At 71.1% G+C, this 26,012-nt stretch carries 31 protein-coding genes; 11 read left to right on the top strand and 20 right to left on the bottom strand.

Translation table 11 applies throughout. The features are described 5' to 3' along the window. Positions 1 to 20: 20 nt before the first annotated feature. The gene (locus tag ABZ459_RS04020) at positions 21 to 1,394 is read right to left on the bottom strand and encodes a hypothetical protein (protein WP_357965518.1); all 1,374 of its coding nucleotides are present in this window, start codon (positions 1,392 to 1,394) and stop codon (positions 21 to 23) included. Positions 1,395 to 1,549: 155 nt separating this feature from the next. On the opposite strand from ABZ459_RS04020, the gene ABZ459_RS04015 reads away from it, so the two are divergent. The 3 genes from ABZ459_RS04015 (at position 1,550) to ABZ459_RS04005 (ending at position 2,788) form a co-directional block, all read left to right on the top strand. Next, positions 1,550 to 2,344: a GNAT family N-acetyltransferase gene (locus tag ABZ459_RS04015; protein WP_357965515.1), complete on the top strand. Its 795-nt coding sequence runs from the start codon at positions 1,550 to 1,552 to the stop codon at positions 2,342 to 2,344. A 110-nt stretch (positions 2,345 to 2,454) separates the two neighbouring features. Further along, positions 2,455 to 2,601: a hypothetical protein gene (locus ABZ459_RS04010; RefSeq protein WP_357965514.1), complete on the top strand. Its 147-nt coding sequence runs from the start codon at positions 2,455 to 2,457 to the stop codon at positions 2,599 to 2,601. Positions 2,602 to 2,644: 43 nt separating this feature from the next. Then, positions 2,645 to 2,788, top strand: coding sequence for a hypothetical protein (locus ABZ459_RS04005; RefSeq protein WP_357965512.1), 144 nt, complete (start codon positions 2,645 to 2,647; stop codon positions 2,786 to 2,788). Between the two features lie 33 nt (positions 2,789 to 2,821). Here ABZ459_RS04005 and ABZ459_RS04000 read toward each other — a convergent pair whose 3' ends face one another. Both ABZ459_RS04000 and ABZ459_RS03995 read right to left on the bottom strand, forming a co-directional pair. Next, positions 2,822 to 3,127, bottom strand: coding sequence for a hypothetical protein (locus ABZ459_RS04000; protein WP_357965510.1), 306 nt, complete (start codon positions 3,125 to 3,127; stop codon positions 2,822 to 2,824). A gap of 113 nt (positions 3,128 to 3,240) precedes the next feature. Beyond that, on the bottom strand, positions 3,241 to 3,975 hold the full coding sequence (locus tag ABZ459_RS03995) for a LysR family substrate-binding domain-containing protein (RefSeq protein WP_357965507.1): 735 nt from the start codon (positions 3,973 to 3,975) through the stop codon (positions 3,241 to 3,243). A gap of 54 nt (positions 3,976 to 4,029) precedes the next feature. On the opposite strand from ABZ459_RS03995, the gene ABZ459_RS03990 reads away from it, so the two are divergent. Next, positions 4,030 to 4,401, top strand: a complete 372-nt coding sequence (locus ABZ459_RS03990; protein ID WP_357965505.1) for a DUF5997 family protein — start codon at positions 4,030 to 4,032, stop codon at positions 4,399 to 4,401. Between the two features lie 100 nt (positions 4,402 to 4,501). Here ABZ459_RS03990 and ABZ459_RS03985 read toward each other — a convergent pair whose 3' ends face one another. The 7 genes from ABZ459_RS03985 to ABZ459_RS03955 form a co-directional block, all read right to left on the bottom strand. Further along, positions 4,502 to 5,866 carry a TrpB-like pyridoxal phosphate-dependent enzyme gene (locus ABZ459_RS03985; RefSeq protein ID WP_357965503.1) on the bottom strand — a complete coding sequence of 455 codons (1,365 nt, stop codon included), beginning with the start codon at positions 5,864 to 5,866 and terminating at the stop codon, positions 4,502 to 4,504. 34 nt (positions 5,867 to 5,900) lie between these two features. After that, positions 5,901 to 6,557, bottom strand: a complete 657-nt coding sequence (locus ABZ459_RS03980; RefSeq protein ID WP_357965501.1) for a transglutaminase-like domain-containing protein — start codon at positions 6,555 to 6,557, stop codon at positions 5,901 to 5,903. After that, complete coding sequence (locus ABZ459_RS03975; protein ID WP_357965499.1) at positions 6,554 to 7,720, bottom strand: acyl-CoA dehydrogenase family protein; 1,167 nt, start codon at positions 7,718 to 7,720, stop codon at positions 6,554 to 6,556. Before ABZ459_RS03975 ends, ABZ459_RS03980 begins: the two co-directional genes overlap by 4 nt. A 15-nt stretch (positions 7,721 to 7,735) precedes the next feature. Continuing rightward, positions 7,736 to 8,110, bottom strand: coding sequence for an ectoine synthase (locus tag ABZ459_RS03970; RefSeq protein WP_357965497.1), 375 nt, complete (start codon positions 8,108 to 8,110; stop codon positions 7,736 to 7,738). Continuing rightward, positions 8,107 to 8,376, bottom strand: a complete 270-nt coding sequence (locus tag ABZ459_RS03965) for an acyl carrier protein (protein WP_357965495.1) — start codon at positions 8,374 to 8,376, stop codon at positions 8,107 to 8,109. The genes ABZ459_RS03970 and ABZ459_RS03965 overlap by 4 nt, the downstream gene beginning before the upstream one ends. A 75-nt stretch (positions 8,377 to 8,451) precedes the next feature. Next, on the bottom strand, positions 8,452 to 9,909 hold the full coding sequence (locus ABZ459_RS03960; RefSeq protein WP_357965493.1) for an AMP-binding protein: 1,458 nt from the start codon (positions 9,907 to 9,909) through the stop codon (positions 8,452 to 8,454). Positions 9,910 to 10,048: 139 nt separating this feature from the next. Then, entirely contained in the window at positions 10,049 to 10,963 is a 915-nt protein-coding gene (locus tag ABZ459_RS03955; RefSeq protein WP_357965491.1) for a DMT family transporter, read from the bottom strand. A 469-nt stretch (positions 10,964 to 11,432) separates the two neighbouring features. Between ABZ459_RS03955 and ABZ459_RS03950 the strand changes: the two genes are divergently transcribed. After that, positions 11,433 to 11,843, top strand: a complete 411-nt coding sequence (locus tag ABZ459_RS03950) for a hypothetical protein (RefSeq protein WP_357965489.1) — start codon at positions 11,433 to 11,435, stop codon at positions 11,841 to 11,843. A gap of 246 nt (positions 11,844 to 12,089) precedes the next feature. Beyond that, complete coding sequence (locus ABZ459_RS03945; RefSeq protein ID WP_357965487.1) at positions 12,090 to 13,241, top strand: serine hydrolase domain-containing protein; 1,152 nt, start codon at positions 12,090 to 12,092, stop codon at positions 13,239 to 13,241. Positions 13,242 to 13,256: 15 nt separating this feature from the next. Here the strand turns inward: ABZ459_RS03945 and ABZ459_RS03940 are convergent, their stop codons facing one another. The 4 genes from ABZ459_RS03940 to ABZ459_RS03925 form a co-directional block, all read right to left on the bottom strand. Then, on the bottom strand, positions 13,257 to 13,814 hold the full coding sequence (locus tag ABZ459_RS03940) for a DUF6624 domain-containing protein (RefSeq protein ID WP_357965485.1): 558 nt from the start codon (positions 13,812 to 13,814) through the stop codon (positions 13,257 to 13,259). A 67-nt stretch (positions 13,815 to 13,881) separates the two neighbouring features. Next, positions 13,882 to 14,640, bottom strand: coding sequence for a MerR family transcriptional regulator (locus ABZ459_RS03935; protein WP_357965483.1), 759 nt, complete (start codon positions 14,638 to 14,640; stop codon positions 13,882 to 13,884). Between the two features lie 10 nt (positions 14,641 to 14,650). Next, positions 14,651 to 15,535 (bottom strand): DUF2268 domain-containing putative Zn-dependent protease, encoded by an 885-nt coding sequence (locus ABZ459_RS03930; protein WP_357965481.1) that lies wholly within the window; start codon positions 15,533 to 15,535, stop codon positions 14,651 to 14,653. Positions 15,536 to 16,096: 561 nt separating this feature from the next. Then, complete coding sequence (locus tag ABZ459_RS03925; protein ID WP_357965479.1) at positions 16,097 to 16,651, bottom strand: hypothetical protein; 555 nt, start codon at positions 16,649 to 16,651, stop codon at positions 16,097 to 16,099. 601 nt (positions 16,652 to 17,252) lie between these two features. Here ABZ459_RS03925 and ABZ459_RS03920 point away from each other — a divergent pair. Both ABZ459_RS03920 and ABZ459_RS03915 read left to right on the top strand, forming a co-directional pair. After that, positions 17,253 to 17,660 carry a YciI family protein gene (locus tag ABZ459_RS03920; RefSeq protein WP_357965476.1) on the top strand — a complete coding sequence of 136 codons (408 nt, stop codon included), beginning with the start codon at positions 17,253 to 17,255 and terminating at the stop codon, positions 17,658 to 17,660. Positions 17,661 to 17,698: 38 nt separating this feature from the next. Next, positions 17,699 to 18,835, top strand: coding sequence for a DUF6596 domain-containing protein (locus ABZ459_RS03915; protein WP_357965473.1), 1,137 nt, complete (start codon positions 17,699 to 17,701; stop codon positions 18,833 to 18,835). Positions 18,836 to 18,920: 85 nt separating this feature from the next. On the opposite strand, the gene ABZ459_RS03910 is transcribed toward ABZ459_RS03915, so the two are convergent. Genes ABZ459_RS03910 through ABZ459_RS03900 form a run of 3 tightly spaced genes read right to left on the bottom strand, consistent with a single transcriptional unit; the run spans position 18,921 to position 20,751 of the window. Next, on the bottom strand, positions 18,921 to 19,649 hold the full coding sequence (locus tag ABZ459_RS03910; RefSeq protein ID WP_357965471.1) for a TSUP family transporter: 729 nt from the start codon (positions 19,647 to 19,649) through the stop codon (positions 18,921 to 18,923). A gap of 32 nt (positions 19,650 to 19,681) precedes the next feature. After that, a complete protein-coding gene (locus tag ABZ459_RS03905) occupies positions 19,682 to 20,374 on the bottom strand; it encodes a cation transporter (RefSeq protein WP_357965469.1) in 693 nt (230 codons plus the stop codon). Then, complete coding sequence (locus tag ABZ459_RS03900; RefSeq protein WP_357965467.1) at positions 20,371 to 20,751, bottom strand: metalloregulator ArsR/SmtB family transcription factor; 381 nt, start codon at positions 20,749 to 20,751, stop codon at positions 20,371 to 20,373. Before ABZ459_RS03900 ends, ABZ459_RS03905 begins: the two co-directional genes overlap by 4 nt. 136 nt (positions 20,752 to 20,887) lie before the next feature. Between ABZ459_RS03900 and ABZ459_RS03895 the strand changes: the two genes are divergently transcribed. Then, positions 20,888 to 21,118: a hypothetical protein gene (locus ABZ459_RS03895; RefSeq protein WP_357965464.1), complete on the top strand. Its 231-nt coding sequence runs from the start codon at positions 20,888 to 20,890 to the stop codon at positions 21,116 to 21,118. A gap of 60 nt (positions 21,119 to 21,178) precedes the next feature. On the opposite strand, the gene ABZ459_RS03890 is transcribed toward ABZ459_RS03895, so the two are convergent. Further along, a complete protein-coding gene (locus ABZ459_RS03890; protein WP_357965461.1) occupies positions 21,179 to 21,844 on the bottom strand; it encodes an excalibur calcium-binding domain-containing protein in 666 nt (221 codons plus the stop codon). A 309-nt stretch (positions 21,845 to 22,153) separates the two neighbouring features. Here ABZ459_RS03890 and ABZ459_RS03885 point away from each other — a divergent pair, with 309 nt between their 5' ends. Then, positions 22,154 to 23,110, top strand: coding sequence for an ankyrin repeat domain-containing protein (locus ABZ459_RS03885; protein ID WP_357965458.1), 957 nt, complete (start codon positions 22,154 to 22,156; stop codon positions 23,108 to 23,110). Positions 23,111 to 23,142: 32 nt separating this feature from the next. Here ABZ459_RS03885 and ABZ459_RS03880 read toward each other — a convergent pair whose 3' ends face one another. Together ABZ459_RS03880 and ABZ459_RS03875 are read right to left on the bottom strand one after the other, a co-directional pair. Continuing rightward, positions 23,143 to 24,231, bottom strand: a complete 1,089-nt coding sequence (locus tag ABZ459_RS03880; protein ID WP_357965455.1) for an ROK family protein — start codon at positions 24,229 to 24,231, stop codon at positions 23,143 to 23,145. 167 nt (positions 24,232 to 24,398) lie between these two features. Continuing rightward, positions 24,399 to 25,112 (bottom strand): putative N-acetylmannosamine-6-phosphate 2-epimerase, encoded by a 714-nt coding sequence (locus tag ABZ459_RS03875; RefSeq protein WP_357965452.1) that lies wholly within the window; start codon positions 25,110 to 25,112, stop codon positions 24,399 to 24,401. 115 nt (positions 25,113 to 25,227) lie between these two features. Here ABZ459_RS03875 and ABZ459_RS03870 point away from each other — a divergent pair, with 115 nt between their 5' ends. Further along, positions 25,228 to 25,923 (top strand): GntR family transcriptional regulator, encoded by a 696-nt coding sequence (locus ABZ459_RS03870; protein WP_357965450.1) that lies wholly within the window; start codon positions 25,228 to 25,230, stop codon positions 25,921 to 25,923. Positions 25,924 to 26,012 lie beyond the last annotated feature (89 nt).

Here is a 26,012-nt window from a genome sequence, read left to right as displayed (position 1 = left end):
CCCGGGGAGGTGTTCCGCGCTCACCCACGTGTGATCGATCTCGCGTCGGAGGAGATCCAGCTTCGGTGTGGATAGAAGCTCCTGAGTTCCCGCATGCGCGAGGAGTCCGCGAAGAAGACGAACTCCAGGTTGGCACGCCGCAACATGCTGCGTTTCGCCTCCTCGCCCAGCAGGCCCCCGACCACCGGGACCGCGTTGACCGCCACTTCGGTGAGCGTCGACAGACCGGTCATCGCGAACCGTTCGGCGACCTTCGCCAGTCCGGGCATCTTCCTGCGCAGGAAGATGCCGAGCTTCGTGGATCTGACCGCCAGATGGGGGCGGGTCGCCCGGATGTGGTCGCATATGCGCTGCCAGTAGTCGGCGGCGCAGTCGGCCAGGGCCGTGGCCAGCGCGTCGTCCGCGTCACGGGCGTCGGAGACTTCGAGGTAGGACTGGATCTCGAACAGCTCCCTGGCCTGTTCGCGCAGTTCGACGATCTCCTCGAAACGGAGCATGGCCAGCAGGTCGGGCGGCGGCCCCTCCACCATCCGATAGGCCGTCTCGACGAGCTCCCGCATGTCGAGCTGGGGATCCGGCCGGCTGTGCGCACGGCCAGCATCGGTGAGGACGGCCTCGGCGAGGCCGGTGCCGTCCCCGGAGGTCCAGTCCGAGCCCATGATCCTCGCGTTGAACGCGCGTGCGTGTGCGGTCTCGTCGAAGAGGCCGTGGATCTGGATCAGCTCGCTGCTCACCGGCAGTCCGGAGTCGTGGAGCAGCGCGAAGATGGGGGTGTGGGAGAACCGCGGCCTCGACAGGATGTCGTCGTACCGTCTTCTCAGTTCGATCGGCTGCGCCGACAGCAGGCCGCTCAGCACCGATCCGGGCGCGTTGGCGGCCTCGCGGACCTGCCGCATGAAGTCGTCCTTGGCGGTGACATAGTCATAGCGGACGACGACGGAACCGTCTCCGGCGAGAACGCCGTCAAGTTCCTTGATCATGCGGTCGCGGGCGGCCGAGACCGGCGAGACGACCCAGCCCTTCCCGTCGGGGCTGTTCCGCTTCCAGCTGTTCAGCACCGCGGCCAAAGAGTCACAGGGATCGAGCCGGTCCTCCTGGTAGAGGTAGTTGTGGGCGCGGAGCCCGACCGCGACGACACCCGTCGCGACGAGATCTCTGAGCAGCCGGTAGAAGTTGTTCTCCCGCAGGTCCGACCTGCTGAAGTCGCCCACGATCCTGGGGTTGTCCACGAGCTGCGTGTCATGCACGTAGACCCGCTCGTTGAAGAGCGCCCCGAACACCAGCAGGGCCCGCAGCTGCATGGTGGAACTGATGCCGGCCCAGATCGGTTCGAGGGCGGCGAATTGGGACGTGGCGCGCAAGGCGTTGATGGAGCGGGAGTCATCGCGCTTCATCTCTTCGAGATACCACCCTTCGGTCGCCACCCCTAAGGGAAGCACAGCCGGGTACCGCAGGGAAGGTTGTCATGGAGAGTGGCTACGGCCGGCGGGCCCGCGTCGTACCATCCGCTTGAGCCTCTGGTGGCGTCTCCTTGGGAAAGGGGCCGGTTGTGTCATCGCTCGAAGAGGCCGTGGAGTCCAGGGACCATCTCGTCGCCGTCTGGAGCGAGCTGGTACGGGACAGAGGCGGCCGGATCGGTACGGACGACGGCGTCGTGCACATGTGGGCCGACAGCCCCTTCGGCTTCTGGAACACCGTGACCCTGGCCGGTACGGACATCCCGGCGGACGCGCTCGGCGACCGGCTGGCACGGGCGGCGTCCTTCATGAGGGCCAGGTCCGAGAGCGGATATCTGTGGATCTTCGAGGATCTGTTGAGCCCTCAGGCGCGGGAGAGCCTGTTCCGGCGCGCGGCCGAGGCCGGGCTGGAGCCGGCGTTCTCGGGCCGGGGCATGGCGGGGGACCTGTCCGTGCCTGAGCCGGATCATCCGGACCTGGAGTTCCGGCGGGTGCAGAACGAGGAGCAGCTCGCCGCGTACGGCGACATCAACGCACGCGCCTACGGCATGACGCCCGAGGCGGGCAGGCTCGCCCTGGCCGGCTCCGAACTGTGGCGCGGAGACGTGCACGCCTACCTCGGATACCGCGACGGACGGCCGGTGACCTGCGCCGCCACCGTCGCCGGCCCACGTTCGATCTTCCTGGCGCTGGTCGCCACCCTGCCGGCGGAGATGCGCAAGGGGTACGGCGAGGCCGTCACCCGCAAGGCGATCCACGAAGGCGGCAGGCGGAGCGGGCACCGGCGGCTGGTCCTCCACGCCACGCCGGCCGGGCAGCCGGTCTACGAACGCATCGGCTGCCGAGCCAACACGGCGATCCACTTCCTCCAACTCGCCCCGGCCTGACGAGCCTCTCGGTCCGGCCCGGTCAGGCGGACGTACGGGCGGTCATGCCTACATCGGATGATCACGGGTAGCGCTGTGCAACCACCCCAGCTACAGAAGTGGAAGCCGGCATGATCACTCTCATTCTGCTCATCCTCGCCCTGGCCTGCTTCGTCCTGTCCGCCTTCAACATCGGCGGCGCGCGCGTCAACCTGCTCGCACTCGGTCTGGCGCTCTGGGTGCTCAGCGAGCTCATCCCGAAGCTGGGCCAGCTCTGACCCCCAGCGGCTGAGACCACCCCCTACGGGCAGGAACACTCACATGGACGCCCTCACCATCGTCGCTCTGCTGGCACTCCTCGCCGGGATCCTGGTCGCCCTCACCCAGCGGGTGTGGCCCATCGCGTTGTTGTGCGGCGGCCTGTTCATGTCCGTGCTGGCGGACGCCGGTCTCATCGTCACGTAGGCGACGGAGACCGGCTGCCCGGCCGTTCCCGGTTCAGCAGTAGGTGATGCCGGTGACGGTGAACGGGATGTTGTGGTACGGCGTGTACTCCGACCGCTGGCCGGGGGAGACGCAGGGGCCGACCTCCGGCCACGAGCCCACCGTGGGGTCCGGATGGGTGACGCGGATGACCACGGCGTAGTTGCCGGAACCGCCGCTGCAGTACGCCCAGGCGGTCTTGCCGTCCCGGCCGGTGGTGCAGCCGGTCGGGGTGGCGTGGGCAGGGGAGGCGGCGCCGAAGAGGGCGACAGTGGTGAGGACGGTCGCGAGGGGGAGGGTCAAGTGCTTTCTCGCGCGCATGTGCTGACCTCCAGTGGGTCGTCAGGCAGTGCACTGTTAGGAAAGCTTCTTAAGAGAAAGTAGCCGCCCTGTCCCCGCCGTCAAGCCCCTGCCCGGCCGCCGGGACGCCGCCGTCAGCGGGGACGGTGTCCCTTCTTCTTGCGGCTCGTCGGCGCGGCGCGGCGACCCGCACGGTTCTGGGCGGGTTTGGGGGGCTGGCGTCGTGCCTGCTTCTCCTGGGGAGCGGCGGAGGCGGCGGGAGTGCGGCCCCGGGAGCTGTTGACCGTGCGGCCGCGCACGATGCCGATGAAGTCCTCCACCAGGTCGGTGGTCGCGTCCGTGGGCCAGGCCAGGGCGACCTGGGACTGGGGCGCGTCCGTCACCGGGCGGTAGGTGAGGTCTTTGCGGTGGTGGAGGCGGGCCAGCGACTGGGGGACCAGGAGCAGGCCGGTGCCGGCGGCCACCATCTCGACCGCCTCGGCCGTGGTGGCGGGACGGGTGAAGGCCGGTTGCCCGGGCCGCGAGGCCCACTCGATGGTGTCGTCGAGGGGGTGGAAGATCTCCTCCTCGGCCAGGTCGGCGAGGGTCACCTCGTCGGCGGCGGCCACGGCGTGGTCCTTCGGCACCATGACCACCGTGGTCTCGACGTAGAGGGGGATCGCGCTCAGGCCCTCGCGGTCGATCGGGAGCCGGACGAACGCGGCGTCGGCCCCGCCGCCCCGCAGGAGCGCCAGCGCCTCGGGGGTGGGGGCCGTGACCAGCGTGAGCGGCACGTCGGGCAGCCTCTCGGCCCAGACGCCGGCCCACTTGGCGGGGGTCACGCCGGGCGCGTACGCCAGCCGGAAGTCTTCGCCGCTCTCGTCAGTCACGTCCTCAGGGTATCGATGTCGGGGACGCTGTCCCGACTGGCTAGGCTTGGGGGCATGACCTCGTCCAAACCGAAGAGCATCCAGACGATGAAGCCCGAGACGGCGGCCAAGAAGCTGGGTGTCCTTCTCTCGGCCACGCCCGCGGAGTTCCAGGCGGGCGTCGTCTCCAGGGACGAGCTGAACGAGTTGCAGGCCAAGCCGCCCGCGTGGCTCGCCGACCTGCGTCGTAACGGGCCGCACCCCAAGCAGGTCGTGGCCGCCAAGCTCGGGGTCTCCATCTCGGGGCTGCTCAGGGCCGGGATCACCGAGCCGCTCACGACCGCCGAGATCGACGCGCTGAAGGCGGAGAACCCCGACTGGCTGGAGCGGGAGCGCACCGTCCAGGCCGACAACCGCAAGGAAGCCCTCCGGCTCAAGCAGCGCTAGCCGCCGCGTCCCCGACACGACGGCGCGGCCGGAGCCAGGCGCCGCGTCCCCGGCATGACGGCGCGGCCCGCCGGTGGGCAGGCCGCGCGTCACCACCCGGTCAGGCGCGTGCCAGGTCGGGGATGCTGGACAGGCCGTGTGCGAGGTCCTCGTCCGTCGGCTCGTCGTCGGGCAGCAGCCCGGCCTGGAACTTGTCGTACGCGGCCATGTCGAAGTGGCCGTGCCCGGACAGCGCGATGAGGATCGCCTTCGACTGGCCCTGCTCGCGGCAGCGCAGCGCCTCGTCGATGGCGGCCCGCACCGCGTGCGCCGACTCGGGGGCCGGCACGATGCCCTCCTCGCGGGCGAACAGCACGCCTGCCTCGAAGCAGGCGGTCTGCCGCACCGCGACCGCCTCCATCAGCCCGTTCTCCACGGCCCGGCTGATCAGCGGCGAGATGTCGTGGGCGCGCAGCCCGCCGGCGTGCACGGGCGGCGGCACGAACTTGTGGCCCAGCGTGTGCATCCGCGACAGCGGGGTGAGCCGGGCCGCGTCGGAGTGGTCGTAGGCGATGCGGCCCCGGGTCAGGGTGGGGCAGGCGACCGGTTCGGCGGCGACGAGCCGGATCTCGCGCCCGCGGCGCAGCTTGTCGCGCAGGAACGGGAAGCACATCCCGGCCAGGGTGCTGCCGCCGCCGCAGGGGCCGACCACGATGTCCGGGTAGTCCTCGGCGAGCTCCATCTGGAGCATCGCCTCCTGGCCGATGACGGTCTGGTGGGCGCACACGTGGTTGAGCGAGCTGCCGCGGGTGTAGCCCAGGTCGGGGTTGGCGTAGGCGACCTCCAGGGCCTCGGACTTGGCGATGCCGAGGCTGCCGGGGTGGTCGGGGTCCTCGGCCAGCACGGCCCGTCCGGCCGCGGTCAGCGGGCTGGGGCTGGAGTTGCAGACCGCGCCGTACGCCTCCATGAGGGCCCGGCGGTACGGCTTCTGCCGGTAGCTGACGCCCACCATGAACACCTGCGCGCTCAGCCCGAACATGGCCGCGGCCGAGGCGATCGAGCTGCCCCACTGGCCCGCGCCGGTCTCGGTGACCAGCCCCGTCTTGCCGATCTGCTTGTTGTAGTACGCCTGCGGCACCGCCGAGTTGGGCTTGAGGCTGCCGACCGGCGAGACGCCCTCGTACTTGTAGTAGATGCGGGCGGGGGTGTCGAGGGCGCGTTCGAGGCGGCGCGCCCGGTAGAGCGGGGTGGGCCGCCACTGGCGGTAGATGTCGCGCACCGGGCCGGGGATCTCGAACTCCGGCTCGGTGCTGAGCTCCTGGTCCACCAGGGGCTCGGCGATCGTCCTGCACAGCTCGGCCCGGGTGATCGCCGCGCCGGTGGCCGGGTCGAGGATGGGGGCCGGCTCGCCGAAGTCCGCGGCGATGTTCAGCCACGTGTACGGGATGTCGTCCTCGTTCAGGGTGTACTTGACGCGCTCGTTCAACGGATACCTCTCATAAGGACTTCGTCGATGGATGTCAGACGCCCGCTTCCGCGGTCAGCGAGCCCTTCACGGTCTGGTCCCGGCCGCCCAGCAGCCCGGGGTGGGACGTCCTGAAGCCCTCCAGGACCAGCTCGTAGGGGAAGTCGTCGAACTCGCCGTGCCAGTGCAGGAACTCCATGTGCCGCCGGCCTGACTCGTCGTGCGGGTGGTAGACGCTGTCGGCGGTGCCGTCGAACTCCAGGGGCTTCAGGCGGTACAGCCGGCACAACATCTTGTTGAACACGGGGGTGGCCTTCACCCAGCGTCCTTCGAGCTGGACGGAGACCAGGCCGTGGAAGCGGAACACGTCGCCGCCGACGAGCTCCTTGAGCCGTCCGGAGGCCAGGTGGTTGCGCACGTCGGCGAACACCAGCCGGGACGGGATGCCGAGGGCACGGGCGGCGGCGGCGTACACCACCGACTTGTGCAGGCAGAAGCCGCTGCCCCGGGCGATGATCGTGCTGGCCCGCAGGCCGTCGCGGGACATGTCGATGTCGTAGACGTCGTACAGGATGGTGTCCCGCACCTGGTAGTAGAGGCGGACGGCCTGCTCGGTGGGGGTGGTGGCGCCCTCGACGGCCCGTTCGGCGAACTCGCGCACCACGGGGTGGCCGGCGTCCAGGAACTTCGTGGCGGCCAGGTCAGCGGTCATGTGTGTGACTCCTTGAGGCCGAGCATCCGGGCGATGCGGATCCGTTGCATCTCCGAGGTGCCGGAGTAGATGGTGCCGCCGACCGCGTCCCGGAGGTCCTTCTCCAGCCCGGTCCCGGTCAGGTAGCCGCTGCCGCCGAAGATCTGGATCGCGGCCAGCGCCGACCTGACGTTCGCCTCGCTGGTGACCACCTTGGCGATCGCGATGTCGGTGGCGACGTCCCGGCCGGCGGCGAAGCCGCGCGCGGCGTCGTACAACCAGCGCCGGGCGGTCTCCACGCCGATCTTCATGTCCACGATCTGGCCGGCGACCATCTGGAACGAGCCGATCGGCCGGCCGAACTGGCGGCGCCGGGAGGCGTGCTCGACGCAGCGGTCCAGCCGGTGCCGCATCGCGCCGGCCTGGACGATGAAGGAGCACAGGATCTCCCACCGCATCACGTGCTCCAGCACGGTGAAGCCCATGCCGGGCCGGCCCACCACGTTGCCGGCCGGGACCCGGCAGTCGCGCAGGGTCAGCTCGCCGAGCGGGGACGTGCGCAACCCCATCTTGGGCACGTCCGGGCCGGTCAGCAGGCCCGGGGTGTCCCGTTCGACCAGGAAGGCGGTCAGGCCGAACGGGCCCAGGTCGCGGTCGGTCACCGCGTAGACCACGATCAGGTCGGCGACCGGACCGTTGGTCACGAACACCTTGTCCCCGTCGAGGATCCAGTCGTCGCCGTCCGGTTTGGCGGTCATGCCCATGCCCAGCACGTCGGACCCGCCCCCGGGGTCGGTGATCGCGTGCGCGGTGATCGTCGTGCCGGCGCAGATGCCGGGCAGGTGGCGGGCCTTCAGCTCGGGGCTGCCGAAGCGTTGCAGCGGGATCCCGGCGCTCACGATCTGCGTGCAGAGCGAGAAGCACAGCCCGCCGTCCCGGCAGCCCTCGCCGAGCCCCTCCAGGACGTACATGGTGCTGAGCAGGTCCAGGCCGCGGCCGCCCCATTCGGGGGAGAACGGCAGGCGCAGCAGCCCGGAGGCGCGCACCTGCTCCCACTGGTGCGCCGGCAGGCCGGCGGTCCGGTCGGCGTCCCGGTCGGCGTCCAGGTGGCCTTCGCCCAGCACCTCGTACCAGTCCGCGAACTCGGCCCTGAGCTCGCGGTGTGTGTCGCTCCACTCGTCCATGGGTGACCAGATCCGTCAGTAGTGGGAGAACTGAGCCTCAGCGAGCTGGTGGCGCTCGTCGCCCTGCAGCGCGGGGGAGAAGACGCAGATCAGCCGCAGGTCCTCGCCGGGGTCGGCGATCAGGTGGTGCGGGTCGTTCTGGTCGAGGGCGTACATGGTGCCCGGCTCCAGGACGTGCTGGCGGCCGTCGGCGTCGATCACGGCGCCCCGCCCGCTGATGCAGTAGCACGCCTCCAGGTGCTTGCGGTACTGCAGGGGGGAGCTGGTGCCGGCCCAGACGATCGTGTCGGTGAGCGAGTAGCCCATGCCGTCGCGCTCGACGAGGAAGCGGTGGCTCAGGCCGTTCCCCCACTCGACCGGCGTCACGTCAGAAATCTTGCGGATGATCATTGCAGTGTCCGTTCTGCTGGTGCTGATAATGCTTTTCCGACGAATTCACGAATGGCCGCCACGGTCCGGAAGTTCTCCGGGGCGATGTCGAGCTCGTCGACCGGGACGTCGAACCGGTCCTTGATCCAGCCGATGAGCTTCAACAGGCCCAGACTGCTGATGACCCCGTTGCGGAAAAGGTCGTAGTCGGCCTCGAGTTCGTCGGGGGGAGTATCGGGGAGATACTCGGTCACCACGAATTCTTTAATCTGGAGTGTGATGTCCACGAAAGGCAGCATCACACGCGCGCGCACGCGGTCGCATCTCCGAGAATGCGCGTGCCCGCAATAGGGCTTTGCGTGTCAGCCGATGCGCTTTCGGTCCACCTTTCCGGTCGAGGTACGCGGGAACGGCTGCTCGACCAGCCTGATGGCGGACGGGATCGCGGCCCGCGGCAGCCGCATCGCGCAGTGCGTACGCAGCCGCAGCCCCGACAGCCGCCCCGGCCCGGTCCCGCGGACGAACGCGGTGAGCCGGGTCTCGGCGCCGTCCACGGCCGGGACGACGGCGGCCTCCAGGACATCGTCGTGCTCCAGCAGCACCCGCTCGATCTGCTCCAGGTTCACCCGGATGCCGCGCACCTTGAGCTGGAAGTCGTCCCGGCCGACGAGGAACAGCCGGCCGGCGGCGTCCCGGCGGACCAGGTCGCCGGTGCGGAAGAAGCGGCGGCCGTCCGGCCCGGTCACGAACCTGCCGGTCGCCGCGGCCGGGTCCGGCGTCACGTACCCCTCGGTCTGGAAGGGCGTCCAGACCAGGAGCTCGGTGCCGCCGTCGTCCGGCGGGACGGGGGCCAGATCAGGGCCGAAGGCCACGACGACGCCGGGCAGCGGGCGGCCGATCGGCAGGGGGGCGGGCCCGGCCGCCTCGGCGGCGTCGAACTCGTGCCAGAAGCTGTCGTTGGTCTCGGTGCAGCCGTAGACGTTGTGCAGCCGGGCGCGCGGGAACCTGCGCGGCAGCCCGGCGCGCAGCGGGACCGGCGCGTGGTCGCCGGTGACGATGACGTGCCGCACGCCGGGGAAGACGCCCTCCTCCAGCAGCTGGTACAGCATGGGCACGCCTTGGACGACGGTGACCCCGCAGGCGGCGAAGAAGTCGCAGACGTAGCGCGGGTTGGCGGCCAGCGCGGGGTCGACCAGGGCGACGCATCCGCCGTGCCGCAGCGTGGCCCACACGTCCAGCAGGCACAGGTCGAAGTTGAGCGGCGCGTAGTTGAACACCACCTCGCCGGGGCCGAGGCCGAACGCGTCGCCGGCCCAGTCGGTGAACCGCGCCACCGCGCCCGCCGACAGCGGGACGATCTTCGGGGTGCCGGTCGAGCCGGAGGTGGTCAGCATGAACGCGGTGTCCTGGCCGGCGACCGCCACCGGGTCGGGGAGCGCAGGCCCGCCGCCGTGCCCGCTGATCACGGCGGTGACCACGTCGGGGTGTTCGGCGGCGTCCTCGGGGGTGGCGGCCAGCACCTCGACGCAGCCCGCCCGTGCGCACAGCTCGCCGAGCGCGACCGCGCCGAGGTCGATCGGCGGCAGCAGCAGCGGACGCCCGGCCGCCAGGCAGCCGAGCACGAGCGCGACCGCCTGCGGGGATTTACGGGCGAGCACCGCGACCGGGCCCGGCGGAAAGGCGTCCAGTTCTTTCTGTGCCCGTCCGGCCATGGCGGCCAGTTCGGCGTAGCTGACTTTTTCCGTCCTGGTGCGCAGCGCCGGTGCGGACGGTTCTCTCTCGGCGTGCGCGATGAAATCGCGGAGCAGTTCTGTGGTCATCGGAAGGTCACCCATCGATTTCTTGGTTGCCGGATACCAATGATTTTCTTCGATGTGCGACCGCGGAATCGGAAATGTCTGCTTCAGCTAATTGCCCGCGTCCGGCAGCTTCCTGCAACGCCTCGACCACGAGAACGGGTCAGGACCGTACTTCCAGTTCTTCGGCCCGCTCCGGCGGGCCGGCCGCCGGGGCGGGCGGCTCCTTCTCCGCGCGGGTGGCCAGCACGCAGCCGCCCAGGATGAGCGCGAACGAGACGACGATCAGGGCGGTCAGCGGCTCGTCCAGGATCAGCACCCCGGCGACGATCGCCACCGCCGGGTTCATGTACGTCGACACCAGCGCCCGCGACGGCCCGGCCTCCTTGATGAGCTCCACGAACACCACGAACGCCAGCCCGGTGCAGACCACGCCGAGGCCGCCCAGCGCCGCCAGCACCTGCCAGCTCGGCATGGCGGACGGCCAGGTCCAGATCGCGGCGGGCGTGTAGACCAGCGCGGCCAGGGTCAGGCAGGCGGCGGTCAGCGGGATGGTGGGCAGGTCCCGCAGGTGCCGGTCGGCGACGAGCGGGGCGATCGAGTAGCAGAGCGCGGTCAGCAGCACCTCGCCCATCGCCCAGGCGTCCCCGCCGCCCAGGTGCGGCCCGGCCAGCACGGCGACGCCGGCCAGGCCGATCACCAGCCCGGTCCAGCGGGCCCTGCCGAGCCGTTCGCTGCCGCCGCTGAGGCGGGCCAGCGCCACGCCGAGGATGGGGGCAGCGGCGATCAGCAGGCCGCTGGTCGAGCTGGTCAGCCGCCGTTCGGCGTCCGACAGCAGCCACCAGGGCGCCAGGATCTCCAGGAAGGCGAACGCGATGACCGGCCGCCAGTACCGCCGGACCATCGCCAGCTGCCCGCCGCGGATCGCCAGCGGCAGCAGCAGCGCGGCGCCGATCGCGGTGCGCGCGAAGACCAGCACGGGCACCGGCACGCCGCCGACCGCGACCTTGATGAGGAGGTAGGGGATGCCCCAGATCACGGACATCAGGGCGAACAGCACCCAGCCACGGCGGCTCACATGCGTCTCCTTGCGGTCGAGATGGTCGGTCTGCTCACGGTCGGTCTGCTCACGGTCGGTCTGCTCATGGACGGTCTGCTCAGGCGAAGGGCGGGGGAGCGGCCGGTGGTGCGGCGGGAGGAGAGGGCGGGGCGGGAGCGGCGCCGGGGATGCGGGCCGGCGGCCTGCGGAAGACCGACGGCGAATCCATGAAAATCCTCCAGCCTATTCGCTGCCGCGCGACAATTCCCGCACGAAAGCATTTCTTCCCGAGAATCGCACGGCGCCCGTGTCGCGGCTTCTTTCAACGTGCTCTTTCAGTGGACAATCGGCTCGACGCCAAGGGATGCTTGACGCGCGACCGGAGTGCCGCCGATCGGTGTCCTCGCAGGTCAGTCGCGAAATCACCGGCCCTCGCCGGACGGCATCGGGCCGTTGGTCCCGCCGCGCCAAGCCGTGCACTGTCACCCTGAAACGGAGGGAAACCACCATGACCGATAAATCCCCCAATCCCGCGCTCCGGCAGCTCGACGTCCTCATCGGCACCTGGCGGGTCAGCAACGTCGAGGACGGCAAGGCGACCGACGCCGGCACCGTGCGCTTCGAATGGCTGGAGGGCGGCAACTTCCTGGTCCAGCACGTCGACCTGGTCGACACCAAGGCCGTGGAGTACATCGGCTACGACGAGGAGAGCAAGACCCTCAAGTCGCACCTCTTCGGCCAGTCCGCCGAGATCCTCAAGTACACCTGGGAGGTCAGCGGCGACACACTGACCATCTGGTACGGCGACCAGGGCTCGCCCGCCCGCTTCGTCGGCAAGTTCAACGAGAACGGCGACACCAACGCCGGCGCCTGGGAGTGGCCCGGCGGCGGCTACCGGTCGACGATGACCCGGGTCTAGCCCCGCCCGGCGCTCCGGCCCGGCGGCGAGGTCGCCGGGCTGCGGCCGGGCGCGATCTGGCAAACCCTTGTCAAGGACGACCGAAAAATCCGTAAGATACGGGTCCTAATGGTACGGATGTGACTTGGGGGCCCTGACGTGACGCTGCTGTCCCGGCGAAACCTTCTCAAAGCTGGCGCGATCGCGGTTCCGGCCGCGGTCCTCGCGCCCGGAACGGCGGCCCAGGCGGCCCGGGCGGCGCGGCCCATGCCCGGGGTCGAGATGTCGGGCATCGCGCCCGCCTCGCTCGCCGGTTTCGACAACCTGTTGAAGAAGTTCGTGCTGGACCGGCGGATCACCGCCGCGCAGCTCGCCATCATGAAGAGCGGCAAGATCGTCCTTGCCCGGGGCTACCGCTACAACGACTTCTCCAGGGCGCTGCCCGCGGTCTCGCCCACGTCGTTGTTCCGGATCGCCAGCCTGAGCAAGAACATCACCTCCGCCGCGATCATGCGGCTGGTGCAGGACGGCAAGCTCAGCCTGTCGGCCAAGGTCACCCAGCTCCTCGGGCTCACCCCCCTCGACGAGCGCATGGGCCAGGTCACCGTCCTGCGCCTCATGCAGCACCTCGGCGGCTGGGACCGCGGCGTCTCCAAGGACCAGCTCTGGCTGGACCACACCATCTCCGCCGCGCTCGACGTGCCGCTGCCGATCAGCCACGCCGACATCGTCAAGTACGCCACCGCCCGGCGGCTCGACTTCGACCCCGGCAGCAAGATGGTCTACAGCAACTACGGCTACCTGCTGCTGGGCCGCGTGATCGAGAAGGTCTCCGGCATGTCGTACGAGTCGTACGTCAAGAGCAAGCTGCTCCAGCCGCTCGGCATCACCCGCATGCGGCTCGGCCGCAGCCTGCGCAGCGAGGTCGCGCCCGGCGAGATCGCCTACGAGTCGCAGTACACGAACAAGTCGGTGGTGGACACCTCCGGCACCGTCGTCCCCTACCAGTACGGCGGCTTCAACATGCCCAACCAGGACGCCAACGGCGGCTGGCTCGCCTCCGCCGTCGACCTGGTCCGCTGGACCCTCGCCTTCGACAAGCCCGGCACGGTGCTGAGCTCGACCTCGATCGCCAAGCTGGTCGCCAAGCCGGAGATCGGCGTCAACCAGTACGGGTCCTGGTACGGCGGCGGCTGGTGGGTGCGCCAGGTCACCGGCCACCTCAACACCTGGCACGACGGCTCGATGCCCGGCACGTACTCCTACCTGGCCCGGCTGCAGAACGGCTTCAGCTACGCGGTCGTGTTCAACCGCAGGGAGGAGACCGGGTCGCTCGACTTCGACACGCTCGACGACGACATGAACAAGGTCACCGTCTCCTCCTGGCCCACGACGGACCTGACGTCCCGCTACTTCTGAGGACTTCGCGAGCTCTCAGTTCAGTGACCGGAGCTCCTTCAGGTAGTCCTTCAGCGGCTTGAGACCCACCTCCGCGCGCCGTTCGTCGACCCGCGCCTCGTCCTCGATCGGGGTGCGGGGCCGCCATTCGCCCTCGGGGGTGGTCTCCCACTGCGTCCCGTACACCTGGGGCTTCTTCTCCGCCACCCGCACCCGGTCCACCAGGTAGGCCAGCTCGGACGGGTCGGCGTCGCCGTCGTCCACCGCCCGCCGCATCATCTCCAGGCCCCGGCGCTGGAACGCCAGATCGCGGTCGGCGTGCTGGACGAGCGCCCACGCCGCCTGCGCGCCGTCCTTGCCGACCAGCGCGAACCCCGGCCAGCCGTACGCGTCGAGGATCTGCCGCATGCGTTCGGTGTTGGCCTTCTCGATCCGGTCCCAGTCCTCCTGACCGGCCTCCGGGGTGCGTAACTCCTGGTCCGCCTTGAGCATCTTCAACAGTTCGGCCCGCAGCGCGGGGTTCCTGGGGGCGTCGTCACCGCACGCCGTGACCATGAGGAACGCCGCGAACAGCCACAGGGACAAGACCCGCATGCCCTCGATCATCCCTCCGCCCGTCCGGGGACGCGAGGGATGACCGCTTGCATCCGGGTACGCGCGCTTACATCTGGGTACGCGCGTACGCCTGCAGCGCGTCGCGGACGAACCTCGCCCCGGCGGCGTCGCCGTACATGGCGGTGAACCTGGGGTCGTCGACGTACATGTCGCCGAGGCAGCTCACCATCTCGATCGAGCGCTCCCGGTCGCCCTCGGCCGTGGGCGTGCCCGGAATCTGGCTCAGCCACCGGACGTGCCGGGCGGCCAGCGACTGGGCGCGGTCGGAGGTGGGGGAGACTCCGGCCTGCACCGCGGCGACCCACGCGGCGACCAGCTCCTCGGCGGCCCGCTTCCAGGCCCGCTGCTGGTCGAGCGTCTTGCCGTGCCACCAGTCGTTGCTCACCTGGAACGCGCGCTCGCCCCAGCGTGAGATCACGTCGTCCTTGTAGTGGTCGTTGAACCCGGCCAGCATGACGTCCATCCGCGGCTCCGCCCCCGCCAGCAGGGCGTCCAGCGTGTGACGCACGGAGCTGATCTGCCGGTCGATGCGGTCGCGCTCCTCCTCCAGCGCGGCGATGTGGGCGCGCAGCCCGTCGCACGCGTCCACCTCGTCGGCCAGGACCTCGGCGATGGCCGGCAGGCCCATGCCGAGTCGGCGCAGGAGCAGGATCCGCTGCAACCGCAGGACCGCGGTGGAGTCGTAGTGGCGGTGGCCGTTCGCGCCCACCCGGGACGGAGTCAGGAGCCCGACGCTGTCGTAGTGCCGCAGGGTACGGCTGCTGACGCCGGCCCTGGCCGCGAGCTCCTGGATCGTCCACTCCATCGTTCCAGTGTCACCCGCGGCGGAGCGTGGTCGCGATGATCTCCGCGCTGTCGGCGTGCAGGGCCTGCGCCGCCGTCCGGCCGGTCGCCGCCAGGTAGGCGTCGACCAGCCGGTTGCCCGCGGCGTACCCGGCGCCCATCGGCAGGCCCACCGGGGTGACGCCGAGGTGCTCGGCGCCGGCGTCGCCGTGCACCCAGGCGGTGAAGTTCTCCATGCCCGTCACGTCGAGGCCGGTGAGCACCTTGTCGAAGACCGCGTCGTCGTGCAGGTGCGGCACGCCGATGCGGGCGGGGCCGAGCTCGTCGCCGTAGAGCTGGCGGGCGAAGGCGTCGGCCAGGCCCTCGGAGACGACGTGCTCGCCGACCGTGACGGTCGCCGGGTCCCACACGACCCCGCCGGGGCTGAACCTCAGGTTGTGGTGGAGCTCGTGCACGGCGGTGGCCTCCAGCCGCTCCACGTTCTCGGGGAAGGGCCAGAACGTGATGGCGATGTTGCCCGAGATGCCACCGAACCCGGTCACTCCCTGGCAGGGCCCCATGAAATGCTCGTCAGCCGGATCGCCGAGTACGAACAGCACGGTGATGTCCGGAACGTCCATCCCCGGCGTCGCCTCCAGCAGCACGGCGAGCGCGTCGTCGAGCGCGCGTTGCATCCGCTCCCACGCGCCGGCCGCCTCCAGGGTGTCCAGCGCGTCGAGGCAACGCTTCTCGTCACGGTCGATGGGGAACCCGGACGTCTGGAGATGCACGGACACCAGATCGACCTCACCGGGGTAGTAGCGGTACATGCCGGCGTTGGGCTCCAGCATCGAACGCAGCAGGCCGGCGCGGTCCGCCATCGGGGCCGACAGGATCCGCCGCATGGCGGAGCAGGTGTCAAGAACAGTGATCGACATGGCCCCGATGCTAGAAGTTGACGCAACGTCAACGTCAAGCCAGCCGGATCCGGCTTTCTCGGCTGCTCAGAAGGGGAGTCGGGCGTTGCTGCTGATCCTTGGGAGCCGAACGGGGAGCCGCTGCTCTACCGGGCTTGCGGCTTGAAGATCTTGTCCATCACGACCTTGCCCCTGGTCAGGGCGGATCTCTTGCCGGTAGACGGTCTCGGTCACGTGCGAGAAGAACCGCTTGCGCGGCTGCGGTGTCTCGGGGCCGGGAGAACTCGGCATGCCATCAGGGTCCCGCCACCGCAGCCGCGCCGGGGCACACAGCGCGTTCCCGTCATGAAGCCGTGACCCGAAGCTGGACATCGCCTCCTCTGGGCGGGCAGATTCCACCGGCACTGCCTCCTAGGGATAGCGATCAGGGGCGTCGGGCTACCTCGGCGGTCTGCATGTCGATCTGCACGCCGGTACGTCGACCATGAACAGCGCTCAGTCTTCCCGAACCACGCGCTGCCCCCTTCACCTGCGCGCCGCCACTGCGCGAGCGCCCAGTGGGCCCTCTCCGTGGCGCATCGGTCAGTAGTACGTGACCACGGCGTACTGGTACTCGGTGTCGCCGTTCTCGTCGCCGAAGTGCTTGCGTCCCGTCATGATCTCGCCCGGGTTCGCCTTCGACTCGTGCGACTCCTCGGTGTATGTCTCCGACCAGCGCTTATTGACCAGCGTCACGGGCCTGCCCAGATACGTGAGCATGGCGAAGTAGACCACGCTGATGCCGTTCTCGTCCCCGTCGTGCTCGCGGCCGACCATGGCGTTGCTCTCAGGAGCCTCGAACCACGAGTAGGTCTCGGGGTCGACCAGCTGGTAGCGGTTCGTGGACACGGCGACCTGTGTCCTGTCGATCCAGATCTTGCCGCACCAGTACGTCGTGTAGCCGTTCTCGTCCCCATGGTGCGCCCGGCCGATCAACACCTCGTTCTCGGGGCAGAAGAAGCTGCTGTCGTTCTCCTTGACGGTTGCGGAGTACCCCGCGACGATCGAGACGACCGGCTTCGCGGCGGCGGGGTCTGCGGGAGTCAGGGTCAGGGCCAGGACGGCGGACGCCGCAGTGGCGAGCACCTTCTTGTACACGGTTTACGTCCCTCGAATCGGTCGCTCGTGTCGGCGTTTCCGGCACGACGAACACGGTGGCGCACGCCATTGCAGTCACACTTGGAAGTGACTTGTGCCGAGGGATCCGCGGTCGGGCTCGTGGTACCAGGCCCTCCGCCCGGGTTCATGCCACCAGCCGCAAAGAAGCTGTGAGCAGCCGGAGGCTCCCGAACGGCTTGACGCGTCCCCAGTCCAGGAGGCCCTCGTTCGTCGCCGCGATGGTTGCTCCTGCGATCCCGGCCGCCTGGCTGACATAGCTCCATTGCACCCTGCCCCTGGTAGGCGGGGGCGGCGTGATTCTCAACCGTTACCGCAGGCCGATGATCGCGCATGCGGGGATGGTCCCGAGGCACGGGGCGGGCAGGGGAAAGTTCTGAGGCGCTTGCATCATGGCTGCCCCCATTCGCATGCTCCACCCAACCGACATCACGAGACCGGCAGTGACGATGAGGCAGGTGGAAGGCTCCCCGTTCGACTCCGTCAGACCCTCGTCCCCTGCCGCAACGTCAAGGTCAAGCCGAGTTTTGTCCCGAGGGCGGAACCCCGCCAGACTGGGCCGGACAGCTCGAAGGAGGACCTGATGGCCAAATACCTGCTGCTCAAGCACTACCGGGGTGCGCCGGCGGCGGTCAACGACGTGCCGATGGGCCAGTGGACGCCGGAGGAGGTCGCGGCCCACGTCCAGTACATGCGGGACTTCGCCGCCCGGCTTCAGGAGAGCGGCGAGTTCGTCGACAGTCAGGGGCTCTCGCCCGAGGGCACGTTCGTGCGCTACGACGGCGAGGGGCGGCCGCCGGTCACCGACGGCCCGTTCGCCGAGACCAAGGACCTGATCGCGGGCTGGATGGTGATCGACGTCGGCAGCTACGAACGGGCGCTGCACCTGGCCGGCGAGCTGTCCGCGGCGCCGGGCGCGGGCGGCGAGCCGATCCACGAGTGGCTGGAGGTGCGGCCGTTCCTGACCGGGACGCACCTGGTGGCCGAGTGAACGAGTCGTTTCCTGACCGGGACGCACCTGGTGGCCGGGTGAACGAGTCGCTGCTGCGGGAGCTGGTGCCCGCGGTGATCGGCGTCGTCGTCCGCCGCGGAGCGGACTTCGCGGCGGCCGAGGACGCCGTCCAGGACGCCCTGTCCGAGGCCGTGCGCGTGTGGCCGGACGACCCGCCCCGCGATCCCAAGGGCTGGCTGGTCACCGTGGCCTGGCGCAAGTTCCTCGACGCCGCCCGCGCCGACGCCTCCCGGCGGCACCGCGAGACCCGCGTCGAGAGCGAGCCCCCGCCGGGCCCCGGGGAGGCGGTGGACGACACGCTCCAGCTGTACTTCCTGTGCGCGCACCCGTCCCTGACGCCGGCCTCGGCCGTCGCGCTCACGCTGCGCGCGGTCGGCGGGCTGAGCACGCGGCAGATCGCGCAGGCGTACCTGGTGCCGGAGGCGACCATGGCCCAGCGGATCAGCCGGGCCAAGCGCACCGTCTCCGGCGTGCGGTTCAACCAGCCCGGCGACGTCGCCACCGTGCTGCGCGTGCTCTACCTGGTCTTCAACGAGGGCTACTCCGGCGACGTCGACCTCGCCGCCGAGGCGATCCGGCTCACCCGGCTGCTCGCGGCGAGGATCAAGCACGAGGAGGTGGCGGGCCTGCTCGCGCTCATGCTGCTGCACCACGCCCGGCGGCCGGCACGCACCGCTCCCGACGGGAGCCTCGTGCCCCTCGCCGAGCAGGACCGCGGCCTGTGGGACACCCGCCTGATCGCCGAGGGCGTCGACGTGCTCCAGGCGGCCCTCGCCCGCGACCGGCTGGGCGAGTTCCAGGCCCAGGCCGCCATCGCCGCGCTGCACGCCGACGCCCCGACGGCCGGGGAGACCGACTGGGCGCAGATCGTCGAGTGGTACGACGAGCTGGTCCGCCTCACCGGCAGCCCGGTGGCCCGCCTCAACCGGGCCGTCGCCGTCGGCGAGGCCGACGGCCCGCGGGCCGGTCTGGCCGCCCTGGCCGAGCTCGACCCGGCCCTGCCCCGCCACGCAGCCGTCGCGGCCTACCTGCACGAACGTGCCGGCGACCCGGCCACCGCGGCGCGGCTCTACGCCGAGGCCGCCCGATCGGCGCCCACCCTCCCCGAACGTGACCACCTCACGCGCCAGGCCACCCGGCTGCGCGAGGCGTGACGTTCCGGCGCGGGCGGGCCCGGCGGTCAGCGTCCGGTCGTCGTGGTCCGGGCCTGACGTCGTCCAGCTTCGGACGGCCGGATCCTCAGCCTCCGGTGACGACGAGCACCAGCCCGGACGCGACCAGCCCCGCCTCGACCACCACCACGAACGCGCCGGCGGGCAGCCGGTCGACGATCTTCTTGCCCGCCCAGGCCCCGGCCGCGCTCGCCGGCGCCAGGGCCAGCCCGGTGGCGAGGCCGGACGTGGTGAGCACGGCGGCCGCGCCGAAGACGACCAGCTTGGTCAGGTGCATCACCACCGCCGCCGCGGCCTCGGTGCCGATGTAGGCGCCCAGCAACAGGCCGCGGGCCAGGAAGAACGGGGCGACCATCGGCCCCGTGGAGCCGACCAGCGCCGAACCGAACCCGGACACGGCTCCGACGGCCGCGAACGCCGCGTCGTCCAGCCGCACGCCATCCGGCCGCCGGCGCCGCCGGACCACCATGACCAGTAGGAACACCCCGATGACCCGGGTCAGCGCGGCCAGCGGGGCGGCGGCGAACACCAGCGCGCCGGCCGCGGCGGCGGGCACCGCCCCGGCCGCGAAGACGCCCACCAGACGCCGGTCGACCTCGTCCCGGTTGAACCACACCCGGCTGCCGTTGCCGGCGAGCTGCGCGACGGTCAGCACCGCGACCGCGTCCCGGGTGCCCAGGACCGCGACGAACACCGGTAGCAGCAGCACCCCGCCGCCGAACCCGGCCACCGCCGACAGCGTCGCGGTGGCGAACGTCGCCGCCACCATGACGACCACCACCAGGGCGGAGTTCACGCTCCTCACCTTTCCTCGGGGATGCGCGCCTGTCATTCTCCGGACGACGAGCAGCAGGAGCAGCTGGGGGCGCATCCGTCCGCCTGCTCCTCAGGGCCGGCCGGGACGGCGCAGCAGGCGTCACCGCGCCAGGCTTCGCGGCCTTCCTTGACCGCGACGGCGGCGATCACGAGCGCGGCGACCGGGTCGGCCCAGGACCAGCCGAACAGGCTGTTGAGCGCCAGTCCCACCAGCAGCACGCCGGACAGGTAGGTGCACAGCAGGGTCTGCTTGGAGTCGGCCACCGCGGAGGCGGAGCCGAGTTCGCGCCCGGCGCGGCGCTGCGCGTGGGACAGGAACGGCATGATCACCAGCGACAGTGCGGCCAGGACGAGCCCCGGGGCGGAGTGCTCGGCCTCGCCCACCCCCAGCAGCGTACGGACGGCGTCGAAGGTGACGTAGGCGGCCAGCGCGAAGAAGGAGATCGCGATGACGCGCAACGCGGCCCGCTCGCGGCGCTCGTGGTCGGCCGCGGAGAACTGCCAGGCCACCGCGGCGGCCGAGGCGACCTCCACCACCGAGTCCAGGCCGAAGCCGACCAGCGCGGCGGAGGAGGCCAGGGTGCCGGCGGTGATGGCCACCACCGCCTCGATCACGTTGTAGGTGATGGTGGCCGCGACCAGCAGGCGGATGCGGCGCCGCAGGGCCGTCCGGCGCGCCGGGGTGGTGAGGTGCGCGGCGGTCACGACACCGGCTTCTCTGTGACCCCGACGGGGGCGGGACACAGCGTCACGGCGTGGCCGGTGGCGGCCAGCAGCTGCTCGGCGGAGGCGAGCACGTCCATCAGCTCGGGCCGGGTCAGGGAGTAGAACGACTGGCGGCCCTCGGCGCGGTAGTCGATCAGGCCGCAGTCGCGCAGGCAGGCCAGATGCTTGGACACCGTGGACTGGGCCAGGCCGAGCTGGGTGGTCAGGTCGACCACGCGGGCCTCGCCACGGGCCAGGCGCTGGACGATGCGCAGCCGGGTCTCGTCGGCCAGGGAGTGGAACAGCGCGGCCGCGGGGGAGATGCCGGCGGCGATGTCGGCACTGACACAACGGCCACCTTCAGAATCAATCGCCATGTGGCGATGTTAGCCCGAATTCGTTATCTATGGCGAGGCCGGTGGTGTTCGCCTGGGGGCCGGTCTCCCGCCTTCCCGTAGGGAAGTGCTCGCGGGGGTCTTTCGGGACGGGGTGGGGCCTGGGAGGCTCGCCTTCGTGAGTCAATCCGGGCCGCGGGGCCGCCCCGCCACCGACGAGCGTGAGGCCGTCTGGATCCTTCGGGTGCTCGGGACGACCGGCATCGCGGGCGGACTGGCTTCGGCCGCGTTCATGCTGCTGCAGTGGTCGATCCCGCCGCTGCCCTGGCTGGCGTTCCTGCTCGTCGTCGCGCTGGTCGGGGTCGGTCTGCGTGTCGAGGCGGCGATCCTGGCGCGTCCGGATCGCTGACGTGGCGCCGGTGCCGAACGCCCCGGCCGGTCGGCCGGGGCGTTCGGCAGGGCGTCCCGGTCAGCGTTCGCAGACGACTCCGTCGCCGTCGCGGTCCTGGTACCACGCGTACTCGGGGTCGACGCCCCGGCGGTACGGGCCGTAGCCGGCGGCGTTCGCCTCGGCGCAGGTGCGGAAGCGCGGGTCGGTGCCGGCGGACGGGGTCGGCGTGGGGGACGGGGTCGGCGTGGAGGTGGACGTGTCGCACTTGCCGGACCAGATCCGCAACCTCTCCGCCTTGGCCTTCGCCTGTTCCGCGCGGAAGAGGCTCTTGTACCTGTCGTCCGGCTTGGACGGGACGGCCTTGCCGTAGCCGTAGCGGATCAGGTTGCGGTTGACGTGCACGCCCTTGGCGTTCCACACGTGCGAGGGCGGGCGGCCCGGCGTTTTGGCGGTGAGCAGGTGGGCCGTCGTCCCGGGCGGCAGGAGCGCCGCCGTACGGGCGGTCGCCGCCCTCGACCAGCACCGCCCGCGCTCGGGGGTGTCCACGCCGAGCAGTTGCACGCGGATCTTCGTGGTGCCGCGCACGACGTCGATGGTGTCGCCGTCCACGATCTTGACGACCCGGGCCGCGACGGTTCCTCCGGGGACGGTGGCCGCCTCGGCCGGCGCGCTCAGGGCGAGGGTGAGGGGCAACAGGGCGGCCGCGGTGGTGACGATCCTGGCCGTGCTCGCGTTCGTACGCATGGCGTGACTCCAGGGACGGATGGTCCGGACGTGAGGAGACGCACCGACGGAGACAGGGGTGTACCGCCGGAAGGGCACGGTTATGTCACTCCTGGTCGAGGTGCGGCGACGCTGCGCTTAGGGTTTGACTGATCGTCGGCCACCTCGGGGTGGCCGACGTCCATGGTCAGAGGCTTGCGCGGCTCTCCTGGGCCTGCCCCGCGCGGACGGTTGCGCGTGCGGGGCCGGGCGGGCCGTCGGGGAGTGTCCGGCACCGGAGCCGCGATATGCTCGTACTGGTGTTCGATAAGCTGCCTCTGGGGGAGTGCCGTGGTTGTCACCAAGGAAGCCGGATGGGTCGGCCTGAGCTGGGATGACTGGTCCGATCTGAGCGAGATCCGCGCCCGCCTCGACTCCGGCGCCGATCCGCATGCCGACCTGTGGCATGAGGGGCCGCCCCTCCACCTCGCGGCCGAGTACGGCTCGCCCGAGGTGGTCGCCGAGCTGGCCCGCCGGGTCGGCGACGTGGACGCCGCGTACGAAGGGCACAGCGCCCTCTGGCGGGCCGTGTTCGCCCATCAAAGGGACAACGCGCTCGCCCTGGTCGCCGCGGGGGCCGATCCGTGGCGGCCGATGACGGGCGGCTGGTCGCCCGGGCGGCTCAGCCTGGCCGGTCCCAATCCGGGCCTGTTCTTCCCCTTCCCGCGCGACAAGCCCACGCTGTCGGAGGCGGAGATCGCCGCCGTCGTGGAGGCCGAGCGGCTGATCGAGGCCCTGGGCGACTTCGGGTACGACGGGTTGGAGCTGGTGTGCGTCGCGGGCGTCACCGCGGCGGAGGCGGCGCGGCGGCTGGGGGCGACGGTGGCCGAGGGAGCCGGGATCGACGGGGTGCTCGACGAGCCGTACCCGCGTGAGGGGAACGGTCTGGTGGGGGCCACCGACGTGCCGGGCGGATGCGTGGTCAGCCGGCGCCGGGCTTCCGAGGTGACCAGCGCCGACGTGATCAACCGCCTCTCGGCCGGCACCGTCTGCTACGCGATGTACGCCGATCCGAAGGGCGGCAACCAGGGCTGCAGCTCGCGGAACGGCGTCGTCGAGGAGTGGGACGCGTATCCGGGTGGCGGCTGGGTGTCGCCGGACAGCTCGGCGGACGAGGTGCTGAACGCCTTTCTCTACCAGGGGGAGGCTGTGGCGTACTGCTGCGCGTACACGGGGCTGCGGCTCACCGACGCCCGGCCCGTCCTGGGGCCGCCCGACATCTGGCTGCACCTCCCGCCTCGCGGCTGACGCCGGTCGGCCGGTACGTGCTTGCTCCGGAGTCAGGGTATGGCGGCCGAGGCCGCGCCCAGCACGGCTCCGTGTGAGCCCAGGGTCGAGAGCCGGACGGGGACGGCGGCGAGGCCGCGGGGCGCGTACCGGCGGATCGTCTCGATCAGGGGGACGGTCAGGAGGTCGCCGAGGCCGGTGACGCCGCCGCCCAGGACGATCACGTCCGGGTCCAGGAGGGTGGCGGCGGAGGCGATCGATCGGCCGAGGATGACGGCGGCCTCGCGGATCACCTCATGGGCCAAAGGGTCGGCGCTCTCCGCCTGATCCTGATGACCGGAAAGCTCGATCAGGTCTCGTAGATCGGTGGTGCTTGTCGGGGTTCGCGGGGTGGGGGGTTCGGTGTTGCGTTGGGCTGCGGAGAGGGGTCCGAGGGCTGGGGGTTCGGTGTTGTGTAGGGCTGCGGAGAGGGATCCGAGGTCGGGGGCGGTGCCGCCGCGGGCGTGGTAGGCCGACAGGATCGCCGGGCCTGACGCGTACGCCTCCAGGTGGCCCGTCGCGCCGCAGGGGCACGGGCGGTCGGCGTCGGCGTTCGGGGGCAGGACGGCCGGGGTGTGGCCGAGGGAGCCCGCCATGCCGTTGCGGCCACGCAGGAGTTCGCCGTCACGTACGAGGGCGCCGCCGACGCCGGTGCCGATCGTGAGGACCAGGGCCAGGTGGCTGCCCCGGGCCGCGCCGTGGCGGGCCTCCCCGAGCGCCCAGGCGTGGACGTCGTTGAGCACGGTGACGGGCAGGCCGAGCCGTTGGGTGAAGGCGGTGGCCAGGTCGGTGCCCCGCCAGCCGGGCAGGGCGTCGGTGGCGTGCGTGACCACGCCGTTGTCGCCGATCGTCCCGGCGCTGCCGACTCCGCAGGCGATGACGTCCATCCCGGCGGCGCGTGCCTGGGTGAGGCGGTCTTCGGCCAGGTCCAGCGCGGCGGCCAGCACCGCCGCGGCGCCGCCTCCGGCAGGTGTGGGGACGCGGGCGGGCAGGCGAATCTCCGTCTCGGGGGTGGCCGAGGCCGGGATCAGGGCGGCGGCGGTCTTGGTACCGCCGATGTCGATGCCGAGCACGGCGGGGATGGCGTCCGCGTGGCGCCGCACGTTGGGGGCGCTTTTCGCGCGGGGGTGTCCGGCTGGGGTGCTGTCTGTGAGGGGTTGGGCGGTGCTGTTCAGGTGGGGGTGTGCCGCTGGGGTGTTGTCTGGGTGGCGGTTTGGGGTGGGCATGGGTTCGCCGGGGTGGTGGGGGACTGCGTGGGGTGGGGTGGGAGTCATCGGCTTTCCCTGGGGGTGGCCGTGGTGAGGTGGCGGGTGAGGGCGAGGGGATCGGTGATGGCGGCGCCGATCACGACGGACCAGGCGCCTCGGGCGAACGCCTCGGCCACGTGGGCGTCGGTGCGGAGCCGGCCCTCGGCGACCGTACGGACTCCGAGGGCGGCGAGAACGCCGACCAGGTCGAGGTCGGGCTCATGAGGAAGCCCCGGCCGAGGAGCGGCGGCGGGGGCGGGGGTGGTGTAGGGGGTGTAGCCGGAGAGGGTGGTGGAGATCAGGGCTGCGCCTCGGTTCCAGGCGAGCAGTCCTTCCTCCGCTGTCGAGACGTCGGCCATGACGGGCACGCCCAGTTCTCTCCACACCCGTTCGACCAGGGACGGCGGGTCGCCCGCTTCCGCCACGGCCTCCGCCGTCACCTCCAAAGCCACCATGTCGGCGCCGGCTCGTACCAGGGCTTCGCACAGGGCGAAGGTGGGGGTGATCAGGGGGCGGGCGTGGGGGCGGGGGGCCTTGGCCAGGCCGATCAGGGGGAGGTCCGTGGCGGCCTTGACCGCGCGGACGTCCTCGGGGCCGTTCACGCGCAGGCCGGCCGCGCCGCCGAGTTCGGCGCAGCGGGCGAGCAGCGCGATGGTGTCCGGGTCGCGGAGGGGATGGCCCTCGGGGGCCTGGCAGCTCACGACCAGGCCGCCTTCGATCGCGGTCACCACATCCATTTGGTACAGCCCAATCTTTCGTTAAAGGGAGACAACCCGCCCCATTTGCTCGATTGGTATAGCCCAATTACGATCGGAGCGTCAAGAGGCCCACCCTGACCGAGGACGACCATCCGTGACGAAGATCGGCCAGCTCACAGACCATCTGCTCGCGCTCATCGAGACCGAGCTGAAGCCGGGCGAACGGCTGCCCGCCGAACGCGATCTCGCCGAGGAGTTCGGGGTCAGCAGGCTGACCGTGCGGCGGGCGGTCGACCGGCTGGAGACCGGACAGCGGGTCTACCGCGTCCAGGGGGCGGGGACGTTCGTCGCGCACCGGAGCATCGCCAAGACGATCGAGCTGACGTCGTTCAGCGAGGACATGCGGGGGCGGGGGCTGGAGCCGGGGTCGCGGCTGCTGGAGGCGGCCGAGGTGCCCGCGGGGGCGCGGGTGGGGCAGGCGCTCGGCATCAGCCCGGCGGACCCGGTCGTGCGGTTGTGCCGGGTGCGTACGGCCAGCGGTTCGCCGATGTGCCTGGAGCGTGCCCACGTGCCGGCCGCGTTCGTGCCCGGACTGCTCGACCGGCCGCTCGGCGGGTCGCTGTACGAGATGCTGGCGGGGGCGTACCGGATCAGGCTGGAGCGGGCCGAGCAGTCGATCAGGGCCACGGTGCTGGAGCCGGAGGAGGCGGAGCTGCTGGAGGCGGCGCCGCTGGCGCCGGCGTTGCTGGTCGAACGGGTGGCCTACGACCAGCGGGGAAGGGCGGTCGAGGCGGCCAAGTCGATCTACCGTGGCGACCGCTACTCCTACGAGATCGCGATCCGGCGGTGAGGGACGGCCGGGCGAGAGGGGGGGCTTGTCGGGCGGCGACGGGTGGGGTAGACGACGGAATGACAGGCTTTGTCCTCAGAGGGGTCGAT

It is taken from the genome of Nonomuraea sp. NPDC005692, assembly GCF_040631115.1.
GTDB lineage: Bacteria > Actinomycetota > Actinomycetes > Streptosporangiales > Streptosporangiaceae > Nonomuraea.
Note: the sequence above shows the minus strand (reverse complement) of the source record. Positions and strands in the feature narration are given on the sequence as shown.